10 protein-coding genes and 1 pseudogene are annotated in these 17,062 nt (G+C 42.8%); 7 read left to right on the forward strand and 4 right to left on the reverse strand.

Features of this window, described 5'->3' with window-relative positions:
* Positions 1-220 precede the first annotated feature (220 nt).
* From K9J17_14940 to K9J17_14950, 3 genes and pseudogenes are all read left to right on the forward strand, one after another.
* Positions 221-421: a hypothetical protein gene (locus K9J17_14940; protein MCF8278028.1), complete on the forward strand. Its 201-nt coding sequence runs from the start codon at positions 221-223 to the stop codon at positions 419-421.
* Between the two features lie 244 nt (positions 422-665).
* Positions 666-1,352 (forward strand): annotated as a pseudogene (locus K9J17_14945) (16S rRNA (uracil(1498)-N(3))-methyltransferase).
* Between the two features lie 20 nt (positions 1,353-1,372).
* Complete coding sequence (locus tag K9J17_14950; protein ID MCF8278029.1) at positions 1,373-2,056, forward strand: DUF4159 domain-containing protein; 684 nt, start codon at positions 1,373-1,375, stop codon at positions 2,054-2,056.
* On the opposite strand, the gene hutH is transcribed toward K9J17_14950, so the two are convergent.
* The gene (gene hutH, locus K9J17_14955) at positions 2,057-3,538 is read right to left on the reverse strand and encodes a histidine ammonia-lyase (protein MCF8278030.1); all 1,482 of its coding nucleotides are present in this window, start codon (positions 3,536-3,538) and stop codon (positions 2,057-2,059) included.
* Complete coding sequence (locus K9J17_14960) at positions 3,528-5,072, reverse strand: hypothetical protein (protein ID MCF8278031.1); 1,545 nt, start codon at positions 5,070-5,072, stop codon at positions 3,528-3,530. The genes hutH and K9J17_14960 overlap by 11 nt, the downstream gene beginning before the upstream one ends.
* A 236-nt stretch (positions 5,073-5,308) precedes the next feature.
* On the opposite strand from K9J17_14960, the gene K9J17_14965 reads away from it, so the two are divergent.
* From K9J17_14965 to K9J17_14975, 3 genes are all read left to right on the forward strand, one after another.
* Positions 5,309-6,643 carry a tail fiber domain-containing protein gene (locus K9J17_14965; GenBank protein ID MCF8278032.1) on the forward strand — a complete coding sequence of 445 codons (1,335 nt, stop codon included), beginning with the start codon at positions 5,309-5,311 and terminating at the stop codon, positions 6,641-6,643.
* 68 nt (positions 6,644-6,711) lie between these two features.
* A complete protein-coding gene (locus tag K9J17_14970; protein ID MCF8278033.1) occupies positions 6,712-7,857 on the forward strand; it encodes a hypothetical protein in 1,146 nt (381 codons plus the stop codon).
* Entirely contained in the window at positions 7,854-13,706 is a 5,853-nt protein-coding gene (locus tag K9J17_14975) for a DUF2341 domain-containing protein (GenBank protein MCF8278034.1), read from the forward strand. Before K9J17_14970 ends, K9J17_14975 begins: the two co-directional genes overlap by 4 nt.
* Positions 13,707-13,949: 243 nt before the next feature.
* Here the strand turns inward: K9J17_14975 and K9J17_14980 are convergent, their stop codons facing one another.
* Entirely contained in the window at positions 13,950-15,020 is a 1,071-nt protein-coding gene (locus tag K9J17_14980) for a hypothetical protein (protein ID MCF8278035.1), read from the reverse strand.
* Between the two features lie 204 nt (positions 15,021-15,224).
* A complete protein-coding gene (locus K9J17_14985; GenBank protein MCF8278036.1) occupies positions 15,225-15,686 on the reverse strand; it encodes a redoxin family protein in 462 nt (153 codons plus the stop codon).
* Between the two features lie 26 nt (positions 15,687-15,712).
* Here K9J17_14985 and K9J17_14990 point away from each other — a divergent pair, with 26 nt between their 5' ends.
* The gene (locus tag K9J17_14990; GenBank protein ID MCF8278037.1) at positions 15,713-17,062 is read left to right on the forward strand and encodes a hypothetical protein; all 1,350 of its coding nucleotides are present in this window, start codon (positions 15,713-15,715) and stop codon (positions 17,060-17,062) included.

Consider the following 17,062-nt stretch of genomic DNA (forward strand, 5'->3'; position numbering starts at 1 on the left):
AAAACCCCATGAGCGAAGCGAATCCTTTGCGTCTTAGTGTCTTTGCGTGAAAAACCCTTGAGCGAAGCGAATCCTCTGCTTCTCTATACCTCCGCGTGCAACAAACAGGAGCGCCTGTGCTGAGCCCAGTCGAAGTATAGCGAGTGCCCTTTGCGTCCTCAGCGCTTCCTTTGCGTCATGGCGGTTAAAAAACCCATGAGCGAAGCGAACCCTTTGCGTCTTGGCGGTTAAAAAAACCATGAGCGCCCGTGCTGAGCCCAGTCGAAGTATAGCGAATGCCCTTTGCGTCTTGGCGGTTGCCCCCCTCGTGAACATCATCCTGAAACGCGTGAATTTTATCTCCCAAGGCGTGAACATCATCCTGAAAGCAATGAAAATCATTCTGAAGATCCCGCTCAATCATCTTGAAACGAATCCATAGCCTCTCCCAAGGAGTCCAGATCATCCTGACCTTCGTGAAACTCATCTCCCAACAAATCCACAGCATCCTGACCCTCGTGAAACTATTCTCTCAAAGAATCCATTGCCCTTGCTAAGAAACTCAACGAGCCAAAGACCAAGCACAAGGCAGATTCAATTCAATAGCATCCACAACCTTCGCCACAGAACAGCAGTCTCTACCATAACCTTCACTACACTTCAAAAGGGTTTCTTACTTTTCGGCCATGCACCTTTTTTATCAACCAGATCTGCAGAATGGGTCACTTCAATTGAGTGACGAAGAAACCAAACATGCCACCCGTGTGTTGAGACTTAGCGTTGGAGATAGCATTCAGTTATCGGATGGCAAGGGCATGAGGGCATCAGCACAGATCACAGACATCTCTAAACGGAATTGCAGTTTTCAAATTCTAGAACAGGTAATAGAGCCTATGGTGAAATTGCCCAAAGTGGCCATTGCACCAACCAAAAGCATTGACCGTTTTGAATGGTTTCTGGAAAAAGCAGTGGAGATCGGTGTGGCTGAGGTCTGTCCGATTCTGTGTGCCAATTCCGAAAGGAGGATTTTAAAACAAGACCGTTCTGAAAAAGTGCTTTTGGCTGCCATGAAGCAGAGTCAGCGCAATTGGCTACCGAAATTACATGAGCTTACCCCCTATTCAACATTCATACAACAGGCAGATTCGCCTTTGCTGATTGCCCATTGCAGAAATGGCAACAAGTCGGCTTTAACGCAAAAGATGGAACAGGATTCGTGGATCATGATCGGCCCTGAAGGCGATTTTACGCAGGAAGAAATTGAAAAGGCACTGATTAAAAACGCCACTGAAATAGATCTTGGAAAAAGCCGTTTACGCACCGAAACCGCTGGATTATTCGCTCTGTCGGTGATAAATTATTTGAACACATGAAAAACAGGAAAAGCAAGAGAATGGCTTGGCATAAAGGAATCTCTCTGGCAGTCTTAATGTTGTTTGCTGTGTCAATGGCCGGCTCTGCCCAGAACTTTAAGCTGGCGGTGCTGAAATACAATGGCGGAGGCGATTGGTATGCGAACCTCACCACATCAGTTCCGAACCTTATTCAGTTCTGCAACCAACAGCTTAAAACAGATATTGATGTTGAACAGGAAGTGGTAGAGGTCGGCTCTAAAGAGCTTTTCAACTACGCTTTCGTACACATGACCGGTCATGGAAATGTGATCTTTTCCGATACGGAAGTTCAGAACCTGCGCAAATATTTGCTTTCTGGAGGATTCCTACACATAGATGACAATTACGGAATGGATCAATTCATTCGAAGTGAGATCAAGAAAGTATTTCCAGAATATGAATTGACGGAACTTCCATTCTCGCATCCCATCTATCATCAGAAATTTGATTTCAAGAATGGTCTACCGAAGGTTCATGAACACGATAACAAGCGCCCCGAAGGTTTAGGGATTGTTCACAACGGCCGTTTGGTCTTATTCTATTCGTACGAATGTGACCTTGGCGATGGCTGGGAAAGTCCGGAAGTGCACGGTGACGGAAGTGAAACGCACACCAAAGCATTGCAAATGGGCGCGAATCTGATTCAATACGTGCTGATGGGAAACGACCCTGACAGACTCTGATCAGAGCGAAGGCAACTCCACTTTCATCAGGAACTCTTTGGTGTTCACCATATGCGGATGCATTTGTTCGTCTTCATGAAGGAATGGAACGATCTTTCGATATTCAACCATGAACGATTCAATAATGGAAGAACTTGTTTCTGGACGTCTGAACTCAAGCGCCTGCGCGGCTGTAAAAAGTTCGATGGCCAATACCTGATACACGTTCTGCACCACTTCATATAGCTTGGTAGCGGCATTTGCTCCCATGCTCACGTGGTCTTCCTGACCGTTGGAACTGACAATGCTATCTACGGATGCTGGAGTGCACAATTGTTTGTTCTGACTTACAATGCTTGCTGATGTGTACTGCGGGATCATGAACCCGGAATGCAATCCTGGCTTTTTGACGAGATACACAGGCAATCCATTTTTCCCCATGATCAACTGAAAAGTCCTTCGTTCGGAAATATTGGCTAATTCGGCCAGAGCTATGGCCAAATAATCGAAGGAAAGCGCTAGCGGTTGTCCATGGAAATTCCCAGCCGAAATCACCTTGTCTTCATCAGGAAAAACCAATGGATTATCTGAAACGGAATTCAATTCGCGCTCAACCATTTCCCTCACATGATCAATAGCGTCAATGCTAGCACCATGTACCTGCGGAATGCATCTGAAAGAATATGGGTCTTGGGTCTGCAGTTTCTCTTCATTGGCCAATTTACTATCTGCCAAAATGGCCCTTATTCTCCGCGCAGAAGTAATCTGTCCTGGATGAGGCCGTACCTGATGAACCAAGGCATCGAACGGAGCAATCAAACCTCCATAAGCATCGAGTGCAATTGCACCAATGAGATCTGCTAGTAAACTGATACGTTCGGCATGAAAAACAGCATATGCACCATATGAAGACATGAACTGTGTGCCATTGAGCAAAGCCAAGCCTTCCTTCATTTTAAGTTGAAGCGGCTCCCAACCTTTTTCCGCTAGTACATCAGATGCGGGCCTTAATTTGCCATTCACAACAACCTCTCCTTCACCGATCAACGGAAGACTGAGATGCGCCAATGGTGATAGATCGCCACTTGCACCTAAAGATCCCTGCGTGTAAACAACAGGAAGCACATCTTCATTGAAAAGGTCTATCATTCTGAGCACCGTGGTCTTTTGCACTCCACTATGTCCAAAAAGCATATTCCAAACCTTAAGACATAGCATTGCCCGAACAATGTCATCTGGAACACGCTTTCCCGTTCCGCAAGCATGCGACAAGATCAAATTCTTCTGAAGTTCCTCAAGCTCATGATTTTCAATTCGGATGTTGCTCAAAGACCCAAAACCTGTGTTGACACCATAAACGGCTTTATCAGAGGTCTTCACCTTATTCAGCAAATAGTCGGCAGACCGTTGAATGACATCCAAGGTTGAATCGTCCACGCTGAGCTTGCCGCTACCCAATAGCTCAGACAGCTTAGCCACTGTCAACTTAGATCTAAGCACTATGTTTCTCTTTTAGGATTTGACGAACTGGAATGTCCATTATCTTAGAATCGACCCATGCCTGAATATCCAAAGTAGACAATGCATTTCGGTCTCCTGGCTCATACCCTACCGTTTGTAGCTCTTCCTTGAGTTCCCTGAACGCCTCCTTTTTGTCGGAAATTGACTTTTTCTTCGATGCCTTTTTCATAAACATCAATAGGATTTCTTCGAATGCATAAATTCCTTCCAACTTATTTAGAAAGCGATAGGTTGAACGTGCGAGATATTCCAATAACTCACTCCTTCCAAGTTCATATTGCAATATCATCGTCAATATTCTGGTTGATGAGTGAAGGTCTTCAGCAGATTTGATATCCGTATCGTTCAGCACTTTATTCAACCATCTGATTGAAGGAGAATACTGACCAATTGTAAAAAGGAAATAGGCGATATTGTAATAGAGATGAAGTACTACATACTTACGATGATAATTCACGAATTCTCCTTTTCTAAGATCGATCTCAGCAACAATCGCCAATCCCTTTTCCATCTCACCGATTCTCGTGTATAGGGCTAATCGCCCAATGGCAGATTGAATCAGTATACGATGCTTCAATTCTTCGGAAAAATGAGATTTCAAGGACCGCTCCTCAATTGAATCCATTAGGTCCAATAAAGACTTTGTTTCTTCCCATTTTTTCAGCTTGATACAAATGGGAATCAAGTTGTTCAATGCCACGAAATATCGCTTAAGAATATCACCACTATAGTTGGTACCGAAATGTTCGTCTACCAATTCAAACAGTTCTTTCCGATAGCGATAAGCTTCTTCCCAATTTCCGTTTATCTTGTTGTATTGCGCATGAATATTGAGGAAACAGCATTGTGACTTGAATGTGAGCGCACGATTTCTGTCCTTCAGGGCAAATTGGTTTACAATTTGATCGTTGGTTTTGTAATCGTCATTCTTGCGCTCTATTCCTATCTTATAATAGTTGTTGAAAATCTTCGACTGCAGGTCGGTGTACTCGCGCTCATTCTGCAGAAAACCTAAGTTCTCATAGAATTCTTCAGATACTGAATCTATGTCAAATTCATCTTTTCCGACATAAAAACCTTCGGCCAGCATTCGTGCTTCCCACTCTAAGGCGCTAAGCACAATCAGAAACCGATCGTTTTTGACTGCTACTTTGTGCACTTTTCGTAAAAGTTCGGTCGATTGCTCAAAAAGCCCTTTTTCGTATAGAAATTGGACATCCTGAAGCATTCCTTGCAAACTGAAGTCTATACTGCGCTTCAAATGATAAGAGCGCATCGACTTTAAAATGAGTTCGTACAGATGGTTCTGAGTTACAGCCAACTGGTCCAAGAATTTCTCTCCGTCAAATCGCAATCTGAGTTCATCTTCATCAAACTCTTTCGATTCGACATAGAAATCAAATAACCTCGCCAAGTTGCTTTCCCTCTTCTGTAAAGAAGCTTGAAGCTTGAAATATCGCTTTTCATTGAGTTCCAAAGAATGGACCAACCGGAATAACTTATCTCCTTTAGACATGGCTGCTTATTGCATTGACGGCTGAAATTAAGACAATTTTAAGATTTGAAATTTAAATAATATAAATCTGTAGTTCTAAAAAAGAACCAATTTAGTTGCACGAATCATTACATTTGTTTCAATTCAAATTCAAAATTAATTTATTGAAGATTCAACAATCCACCACACCGAGAATGAAGCATTATTACTTGACGTTTATTCGCTTAGCTTGCTTGCTACTGTTAATCACCAGCTCAATGGCTTCTTTGGGTCAGGCTGTTTCAATAAATTCAACAGGAGCAGCACCGGACGCACAGTCAATATTGGATATTTCTTCGACAACAAGAGGTGTGTTTCTTCCAAGAATGACCACTGCTCAAAGAGAATCGCTTATTGCTCCGTTGACTACCCCAGCGGATAATCACGGCCTTACTGTATATGATACATCCACTAAATCCTACTGGTACTGGGATGGATTGGTTTGGAGGGAAATTCCAAACACATCAGTTGCGGGAATAACCGCTAGTAACGGTCTTTCTGAAGTAAGCAATGACGTTCAACTTGGAGGAACGCCATTAAGTCATAATACGACTGTTGACCAAGGCGCTTACACCTTGGACTTCGCCTCAACTGCAGTCGATGGTTTTAGTATAGATGGCACCACATTTTCTATTGATGCGGCCAACAACAGAGTAGGCATGGGAACGAGTATTCCGTATACCAATTTACACTTAGAAGTAAGTAGCACGGGGTTCAATATTCCATTGGTGCTTCGTAATAAGAATGGTGGAGGAACCACAAGTGGAGCTACTGTTGGAATCGGATTCGCAAATGAACCTTCGAACTACGGAAACTTCTTCAAAGCTGCAATCGTTCATGAAAGACTTGGAAACTTTGGCGTTGGATCAATGCATTTCCTTCTAGATAATGTTGGAAATGGGACTTCAGCCACCATGGCTTCCGCAAGAATGACAATTCAGTCAGATGGAAATGTTGGAATAGGCGATCAAACACCTGATGCCAAACTTGATGTTGATGCTGCAAGTGGCAATCTGCTGATCTTAGCGCAAACTGGCACTACTAAAGCAATTGTTGACATCAACGGAAACCTCACTATTACAGGAAAATTCAATTCAAATGGCATTCAAGAGGTTTCTGATGCTCGGTACAAAAAAAATATAGAAAAATTAAATGGCGCTCTATCAAAAGTGATGAGAATTGAAGGTGTGACATACAATTGGAGACAAGATGAATTCCCTGAAAGAGCCTTTGGGCCTCGCACAGAAATTGGGTTTATCGCACAAGAATTGGAGAAAATATATCCAGAATTGGTAAATACAAATACTGATGGCTACAAATCAGTCCAGTACAGTCATATGGTACCAGTCCTATTGGAAGCAATGAAAGAACAACAACAATTGATAGAAACTTTAATGGCAAATGTTTCTACTTTGAATAGTGACTTGAAAGCATCAAACGAAAGAACAAATGAAGCTAACGGAAAAATTCTTTACCTCACCGCCAAGTTGGAGTCTATTGCCGAGAAATTTGACGAAATCGCTTCACCATCTACACTAACTTTGAAATATTAATAAGAATAATAAATTTGGCAATACATATTTACTTGCTCTAAATTACATTCTCGAAACCCAATCAAATGATGAATAAACTCTCACCATACTTCAAGCAATTATTGGTTTTGCTGCTGTTCTACACATTTCACACGACCTCTGAAGCTCAGACTAGGGTAAGTAGTCAATCTGAAGAACCATCTCTAGACGTGATTTGGACCTCGCTACTTGATTATGCTGGAATTTCGGAATCTGAGTTGCTTTCAGAATTTCCTTCTTTCCCAATCCGAGGAAAACAGGTTACGGGAATAGGAACTTGGTTACAGAAGAACAGGAATGAATCTGAAAACTTGCTAGCCCTTTTAGAAAAACATAAGATCACTCCCTCCAGAATACAGTTGGGACTCGGGGAGCGAGCCCTGCGATATACTGATGTTGTTCCATATTGGAGCAATGCTTTTGGTGCTTACGGGTCTGAAGCCGAGATTAGAAAACAACTGATTCATATGCCTGACCCTAAAGACTATTGCGAAGTAGGTGCATACTCAGCTGACATGAAGAAATTCGAAAGCTGGCGAGATGAGTTCGGTTTCGGTCCAGGTGCAAATGAGAGAATTGTAATTGAAAAAGCTCCTGACCCTCAATCGCTTTACGATGAAGACATTTATCCTTGCATTGGAAAATATTATGTTGCGATTGAAAAGTGGATCTGGGAATACCCAAAAGAGTATCATACAATGATGGCTGCATGTAATTGCAGTGATGTAAATTGGGTTGACATGCCTGTCATGCCCGATTCCCTTAGACAACCTTACTTGACGCCCAAAGAGAGAATTGCCTCAGCCATTCCTGTAGGATTTGACCCTGGTAGCGATGATCATGCATCAACCGAAACTATAACAATTGTCACATCTAACAACCCAATTGATGTTCTTAGCAAGGTCAATTCTAAACTAATAAGATCTGACTTGGAAACTACACTGATGAGCTCAGGTGATCAAGCGTTTGGAGATGCGCTAGTGGAAATAGTAGCAAATGAAGGCGAATTCTGGTTTATTTATCATTCATCATTGATTTGGTATTTCGAGCATGACCGCAGATTGTTTGATCTATTGTCTCCTATTGAGACGAAACATGGATATGACCTTAGTGGCATGCTAATTCGAGGTAATGCGAGTATCACTACGGTTGACGACAACGAGTTAATTGCGAAATTCAAATTGATATCACAATGAGAAATTACAGACTTTTATTCTTTTTAGCATCACTAATCACTGTCTTTTCTGCTACAGCTCAGACAGATTCTGATGGGGCTATGCGTGTATTCATGTACACCGTTTACATTTATACGGATAATAATGATGAATGGGGAACAGATGAGCACACTCATAAACTGTGGAGACAGGAATGGGGAGATGCCAGCGGTAACGGAACAGGCTGGGATCAATCTGCTTGTTGGGGAATGAACTGTGGTGGTGGATGTCAGGGTACTGTTAACTGGGGGCTTGATTACAACTACTATAACCAATCTACCGTGCCAACCCAAAACCGCATCTATTCTGAATATTGGGAAGATGATTGGGGAGATAGATGTACTTACGACACACCTTGGTATGCTGATAACGATGATGACCGCAACACGTGGGATCAAAATTACAATGTGCGTACTGGGTGCCCCTATGTATGGACGTATTTAGACTGGCAGGGAAGCTATTGGAGAAATGTACATTATTCCAGATTCTACTATTCATCGCCTAGACCAGACAACGCTTACGCAAATGGCACATCAGGTACTTTAGACCTCTGTGGCGCTCAGAATATTTCACTTACTTCAGCTGGTAAGCAATGTGGAAGCAGCACCTACTATTGGTATAAAGATGGTGTCTACATTGGTCAAAGCACAGGTACTTTAACATACTACGCAAGTACCAGTGGAACATACACGGTATACACCAATGATCAAAGCACTAACAGTATTTGGGGACGTGACGTTATTGTGAATATAGCATCTCCACCAACTGCCAATGCAGGTGCAGACGTCACTAACTGCGGCACCACTGGAATGATAACTGCTGGTGCAACTGGATCGGCAGGAACGGTAGCTTGGACCTGGTCTGGCACCGCTGCTACTCTAGGCAGCGCAAGCTCGCTCACAGGATGTACTATCAATCCTACCTCTTCAACAACTGCAGGTACGGGCACACTTACATTAACTATTAGCAGCGCAGGTTGCCCAAATGCCACATCCACTCGTACCGTTACTTGGCACGTGAAGCCAACAGGTACTGCGGGCTCCAATATTTCGCAATGCTTTGATTCTACTCCATTGGCTGCTATTGCCATGACAGGAGCCACTATGAATGGCAATGGTCAGACTTCAACTGGCACTTGGTCAACTACCAGTGGTACTGGAACTGGAACATGGTCGCAGAATACTGCAAATCCGGCAGCTGCAACTTTCACACCCACTTCTGAAAGTGGTTCATTAACTGTTCGTTTAAGGTTACAAGCTACAAGTGGATATTGTAATGGCCAGTTTAACGATTACACAAGAACAATTACTTGGAGCAGAATAGGCGGCTCTGCAGGATCGGCTGTAAGCCAATGTGCCACAACGAATATAACTACCGCAGACGCTTCTATATATGGAGCGGGAACAAGTGTTAGCTGGCAGTGGCTACCAGCAACAGGCTCTGCGACATTAAATAGCAATACTTCACTTACAGGTTGTTTCCTCAGTGGTCTTTCGGCAAGTGGCTCTGGAACACTAAGGTTAAGAATTATTGGCGTGGCTCCATGTAATGACAAATATTTGGATAAAGCTATTTCTTGGTCCTCTACCCCGCTTGGTAACGCTGGATCTGCTATCTCAGTCTGTACAGGATCGGGAACACCAATACCAATGACCGGTGCCACCGGTGGTGGGCTTACTGGAACACCTACTTGGACAGGAGGGGCCGGACTAGGCACTTGGACAAACGGAGGCTCTGACCCCGCAGCTTGGACATTTACTCCAAATGGTACAAATCCATCAGGAACATTTACAGCAACATTAGATGTTGCAGGTATTTCGCCTTGCTCTGGTAGCGCTCCAACTACAACACGTACTGTAAGCTGGTCAACGCCACCGACTATCTCCATTGGCAGCGCAGTTAACTCTTGCAACGGAAGTGCTGCTGTCACACTTACAGGAGCGGCTGCAGGAGGCTCCATTAGTGGTTTCTCTTGGACCGTTCAATCTGGCGGTGGTTCAATTACTGGATCTGGTTCAAATCCTGCCACATATTCTTATGACACCCCAGGTGCTAACGGAACAGCAGTAGTGCGACTTACTGCCAATGCCAACGGAAATTGTACCGTAAGTCCTTACCTGGAACAAACCATACAATGGGGTTCAATTTCAGCATCTTCTCCAGCTACTATCACTTCTTGTGGTAATGTTGCCAACATTGCCATGTCTGGCACAGCTACTGGTCAAGTGGATCACGTAACTTGGTCTGGACAAACTGGTGGAAGCTGGGCCACAACACATGCTACCAATCCATCAGCTTGGGTATTTGACCCAACATCTACTTCGGGCAATTTCAATGCAACACTCACTGTTTACGGTGCTGGCGGATGTGTAGGACAGACCACTACGTCAGTAACAAATGTAGATTGGGATGTGTATCCTACGGTTGAAGCAGGCACTCCAATAGTGGTGTGTACAGGTGCTGGAGTTAATATTCCAATGGGCGCTTCTCCTAACGCTGCTGGTCAATACACTACAGTTCAGTGGACGACATTATCAGCTGCATATGGATCTGGAACTTGGAACAACGGAGGTACAAATCCTGATAACTGGACTTTTACTCCAAGTACAGACGAGGGAGCAATTGTTGCACAATTACAAGTGAATGGTAATGGAAGTTGCACAGGAACGAATGTTACGGACATTAGAACCATACAATGGTCCAAGGCCCCTGTAATAAGTTCAATTGCAACTACTTCAAATTCTAACTGTAATTACGCAAACGGTGCCATAGCTATAACCGCTACAGGTAATGGTCCATTAAGCTACTCATCTAACAATGGTGGACTTTATCAACCTCTTAGCACCATACCTGGGTTAGCTACAGGAAACTATACAGTAGTTGTACAGGACACGGTTGGTTGCTCTACACCTTACGCATCTAATCCTGTTAACGTTGGTGGACTTACTCCAATAACAGCCTCATCTGTTGTTGTTACTAGCGGTAATCTTTGCGCTGGTGGTTTTTCGGGTGTTATAACCGTTACTGGAATGAGCGGTGGTGGTGGTGGACCATTTACCTACGCCCTTGATGGTTTGGGGAGTTCCCGTACTTATGACGTAACCTCTGACCCTATGGTGATTGACAGTCTTCCGACAGGTGCTGTCAGCCTTGTGATACTTGATCAATTTGGTTGCGAATCAGTAGTTTATCCGAGAACGATAACGTCTCCATCCCAAATAAACATCAATACACTCAACGTGGTAGATGTGGTTGGTTGCGGATCTAGTGGAACAGGTTCCATTACAGCAGCAGCAACTGGTGGTTTTGGCACATTAGAGTACTACCTCAACGGAACTCCTAACTCACCAACTACTTCTGGATCTTTCAGCGCCTTACCTGGTGGTAGTTACGAAGTTATGGTGCAAGATGCTAACGGTTGCCAAACACTGGCGCAAACGCAGATAAATGCACCCTGGACCGTTACTGCTGGTAACGAACGTTACAAATGTGGGACAAGTAACACTCCATTGGCTGGGGAAATAATAGGGACACTCCCCGCTACATGTACTTCAACCAGTACTTGCTCTTCTGGTTGTGGTATGCCTAGTGGTTACTGTGCTTATGCTTCATCCAACAGTGGTGATGAACGAATAACATCTGTTACCTTCAATGGTGCGACACAAACTAGCGGTGCGAGTTTCTACACAGACTATAGTGGTTCGATGTTTACTACTGTTGACAAAGGCTCTACATACACAATATCTGTGAGTATGTCGGTTGGTGGTACCTACACAGAGTACTTCAGAGTTTGGATAGACTGGAACAGAGATGGTACTTTCGATGATACGGGAGAAAACATGCTGATATTTGGTGGGTCAACTGGGTCTTCTACAAGATCATTGAGCATTACCATCCCTTCGTATGCTGTTCTTGGTGAAACCAGAATGCGGGTAGGTGTAAGATATAATGGTGATATGAGTGCAAATGCCTGTGGAACACATGGTACCTATGGCGAGGTTGAAGATTATCGTATCAACATTATAGATGTAACAACAACCACTGCCACTCCAACCTATACTTGGTCGGTCGTATCAGGTCCTGGTACCCTTCCACTTGGTGCAAGCTCATTATCGGCAACAGCTAACGCTTCTGCAACCACAGACTACAGACTTACAGTAAATGATGGTTGTGGATGTGTACAAAGTGATGATGTACGTGTTAATGTAAGTGCTGCAACCACTAGCACCAGCCAAACAAACGTAGATTGCTTTGGAAATACAAATGGTTGTGTAACACTTAATCCAAGCAGCGGTGTTCAGCCTTATCTATTGTTCGGACCATCAAGTCAGGTTCAAGTTTTTGGTGGCAGCATGAGACCTTTCACTGTCAACAATACATCTGGAACGGCATACACAAATCATCCGGTTAAAATGACCATTCCATATTCTGCTGGAATGCGTGCAGATTTCGGAGATATACGGTTCTTCAATTCCAGCCAAGCTAAACTCAGCTATTGGGTAGAATCGTATACCTTAAGTTCAAGTGCAGTTGTTTGGGTTAAGATGCCATCCTTACCAACAGGAAACTCTACCATTTACATGACATTTGGTAATGTGAGCCTTAGTTCAGAATCTGAAGGAGATGATGTCTTCCAATTCTTCGATGACTTCAATTCTTACAACGTAGCCAAATGGCAGCGAGGTGTAATTGCAGCAACAGGCGGAACTGACTGGTCATACTATGGTGGAAGACTTGTTGGAGGAAATACCAATCGCTATCAGCAGACTGTAAATACCTTCAGTGGCAACTTAATCAACGAGGCAAGAACCTATGAGACAGCATCTGCCGGAAACGGATATACGAGTGCGGGTTTCTTCTCAACAACAACTAATTGCCTGAACATTCTGAACCATGCCGGCACTAACTATTGCAGGAATGATGGTACGTGGCCTAACTTCACAGGTGGTGGTGCTGGTCAACTAAACGTGTGGATAAGAGAATACGTTCGAGCCAATGGAACCTCTGCATACGTAAGTAGAACAATTGAGGGTGGTTCGACCTACGGTTCGGCTTACACTAACTCTGGTATATCAGCAGAAAGAATCCGCTTAGGATCACGTGGCGATAACTCTGCTTACGACCAGAATTTCACAGGTCAGTGGGACTGGATGTTCGTACGACCATACATTTCTGTAGAACCAACGGTAAGTGCGGGAACGGTTCAAATATCTGACAATGAGTTTTGCGGGTTTGGAAGTGGTGCTTACAACTTCAATATTGTTGATGTTGCAGGGTGCAATAATCTGAAGAATGTAACGATTACTGCTCCGGCAGCAGCCTTGACTTTATCTACTGCCGCAACTACTGTAAATTGCTACCCTCCAGTAGATGGAACAATCAATCTTACCGTTACTGGAGGGACTCAGATTACACCTGCTCCACCTTACTTCTATAATTGGACAGGTCCGAGTGGCTACTCGAATAATATTGAGGATCTGTCGGGATTGGGTGCTGGCTTGTATAACGTTACGGTTGCTGACGATAATGCATGTACAGCCAGTACATCCGTGACTTTGTCACAACTGGTTCCAATAACGAGTGGTTATTACACCTTTACAGGTAATGTAAGCCGCCTTTGGGAAGTTGCAGACAACTGGGATTGCAATGTTCCGGATGCCGCATCTCAAGTGATCATACCTGCTGTTCCAATTGGCAATAGAACCCCTCTAATACAGCTTGGAGTTACAGCGCAGTGTTTGAACATCCAAATACAAGGAGGTACGGCAGACTTACTTGAAATTCAATCACTGCCTACCCCTGGAGGAGGGGTGTTGATCGTGAATCAATAGGATTGAGTCTCACGAACAGGTACTTAAAGGCCACCATTGCATATACAATGGTGGCCTTTTTTCTTATTGCTGACTGAATCAACCAGTAACTGTTAAGATAAACTATACTCGTGCATTGATTAGTGAGTGTTCAAGCTTATCCCGTCAAACTGCCTGCATACGGCCAAGAAAATCGCTTCCAACCCAGATTAGGGACGGCATAAAAAAGCACTATAGCTTATAGTACCAAAGCCTACAACTGAATTAATAATTCTCCCAACTAAAGCTTTCACCAAACGGATCTGAATAATCTGGATTGTTCAAGAACAAAGGGTCATCGAATAAAGCAAAAAGCTCTTCGGCATGATCAATATCATACTGTCTTATACCCTGATTAAAATTAAACTCTAGTTGAGGATTTAGCTTCCCCAGATCTACTAGATGCTCATCATAATGCTCCATTACCTCGCATATTGTAGCAAACCTCCCATCGTGCATGTATGGGGCCGTTTTTAATATATTGAGCAGGCTAGGAACCTTAAACATAATTGTGTCTTCATCTATTGCATTCGTTGCCATTAGTTCGCCACCATAAACATTGCCACCATGGCACTGATTACAATTTTCCGACAACCTTATGAAGCTACCTTTCAACGTATTGCGGTTGGAAACCGGGCCTTCCGTCCAAAAACTTTTATCGTTAGGATCACTCGTTACTTCAAAATATTCTTCTGGTTCAAGCCCCATACTCACTAGCGTTCTCATAAACTGTGCTAGAGCTTTTGAAACAGCTGACATAGTAAGCTCCTCATTAGGAAACGCTTTGGAAAACAGACTTGGATAATAGGTGTGCCTTTGCAATTCTATGATCAACTCAATTGTGTCTTGATCCATTTCGAATTCATTGGTGAGCGGCTCTCTAACCAACCTTTCCAGAGATTTGGATCTGCCATCCCAAAAAAAGAAATTAGCCCATGCCAGATTCACCAAGGTCATGGTGTTTCGCGCAATAGTATCCCCATAAGTCCCAACAGCCGTTCTTCTTCCATCAGTAAAACCTTTGGATTGAATGTGGCAGGAACCACAAGACATCTGGTTGTTCGCAGAAAGCATCGGGTCATAAAATAGAAGCCGACCTAAACGAACTCCCTCTTGTGTCATAGGATTGCCAGGTGGAATATACGGTGGACTAAACTCTTCATTGAACCTAATAATATACGGAGTAGGCTCAGAATACTCCAACTTACGATTCGTAAGGCTTATTGCCCCGATCGCAACAACTCCAAGAGAAAAAACTCTCAGGTATTTGAAATTTCCACTTAAATCAATACTCATTTACAAATATTACAACAACTATACGAGGACCAACAATCATGACAATAAAATCATGTACTAATCTTAAAAAAAAATGTGAATCAATAAATTCATTTTCCCTGCTCCTCACTCACGATGAAAAACATAGAATTTGATTGCTACCAACATTTACAATACCAACAGAGGTTTGTAAGAATAGTTAAGCAGAACAAAACAAATTCAATCCTACTCAAGTACACAGCCAACTGGATTGGTCTTTTTGTGCACAATCTCCCTGTTTCCAATCATCGATTGAATCGCATCAAGCAGATAATGTGAAGTTGTCTTATTTGAAGACTTACCTATTTCATAAAACCAGTCATCAATTAAACCTCGGTAGTAAACTGAATCACCAATAGACAATACAGCTTCTGGCGTAACTGTTGCATTCCATCTGTCTCTCTGAACGTAATTTGAATCAATAAGAATGTTGTATTCTATATTAAACTTCGACACAAACCTATCAACCATATCTTGATTGTAGTAGGTACCCGAAACAACACCAATCATCTTAATATCATGACTGTTTGTAAGTTTATTAATGTCATTCAAAATCACACTATATTGCTGACAAATAGGGCAATGTGGAGAGATAAACACGGTCAAGACCGTATCAACTTTACCGGTTTTAATTATGATATTGTCCATCTCCCCTGCAATCAAAGAATACTGAAATGCAAAAAATGCAACTAAAATCGACAATAAATTTCCCCGTATCATTTCGACTGTTTTGCTTATTTCTTTTTTTCTCGAGTCCTACCAGTGCTCAAGTTAAATATTATCCTGATGTTGCTGATGTATTGGAGCTTAAATGTGGCATTTGTCATGTAGAAAATGGCGTTGCGCCATTTACCATAAATTCGTTTGAAGATGTCATGGGACACTTAAAGACCATAGACAAAGTAATTCGAATAGGATACATGCCTCCTTGGTATGCAATTGAAGAGAAAATTGAGTACTCAAATTCGCTAAGACTTTCAGAAGATGAAACAATGTTAATTCAAAAATGGATCAGCGATGGGTGTATCAAAGGATCCCTTTCCAAACATTTAGCTAAAAAAAAGGATGACACCAAAAGAGAAGACTACCCGTATTATAGGGATTATACCGTTTTCCAGTCATCAACGGTAGTTGCTTCAAATCAAGACAGGTACTTTCGTGTAAGTCTAATTCCAGTGTTTGGAATACATGAAGAAATGGATATTGTAGGAATAGACATTATTCCTGACAACACCAACATAGTTCATCACGCTGAGGTATACGCAGTATTATCAAGAGATTTTGATAGCGAGATCTACCTTGAATCGGATTACTTCTTTATGAAAGGCCAACAGACCATGCCTGGAAGTTACTACCGATTCGTGTCTTCTTGGCTACCGGGACAGGACATGGACTTATTCCCTGAAGGAACGATTAAAAAAATCACTCAGGATGAACTCCCAGTACTACTTCTACATTATAGCGCGTTTCCGTTGCTCCAGAAAGACAGCACAACTGTTCGATTCTATTTGAATGATCCAGCAAAACAGAATAGTGTAGAACAGTGCAAGGAGTATACCGTCATTGATTCTCGAGCATGGAATCCTGACCGAGTCTTCATACCAGCTGGAAGGGTCGTAACTAAAACCCTTTTACGTAATTTGGAAGATGATGACGATGTATCCATTTTTGCCATAAGACCACACGCTCATCAACTTTGTGTGGCAATGAAAGTTGAACTGATTACACCTCTCCAAGACACCATTCTATTACTCGATTTACCGAAATGGGATTTTGATTGGCAACATATTTATCGTTTGAAAAATTACGTCAAAGCACCAAAAGGGAGTACAATCCTCTTTAAAGCCACCTATGATAATTCAGCTAGTAATCCAGAAAACCCCAATAATCCGCCTGAAGATGTTTATAGCTCATTTAGAGCTAATGACGAAATGATGGTGTGTTTCATTCTTGGGAAAAAGTATGTAACTGATGATGAGAATCAACTTGTCAAATATCCTTCGTTGAACTTTACTCGACACTAA

Source organism: Flavobacteriales bacterium (assembly GCA_021739695.1).
Classification (GTDB): domain Bacteria; phylum Bacteroidota; class Bacteroidia; order UBA10329; family UBA10329; genus UBA10329.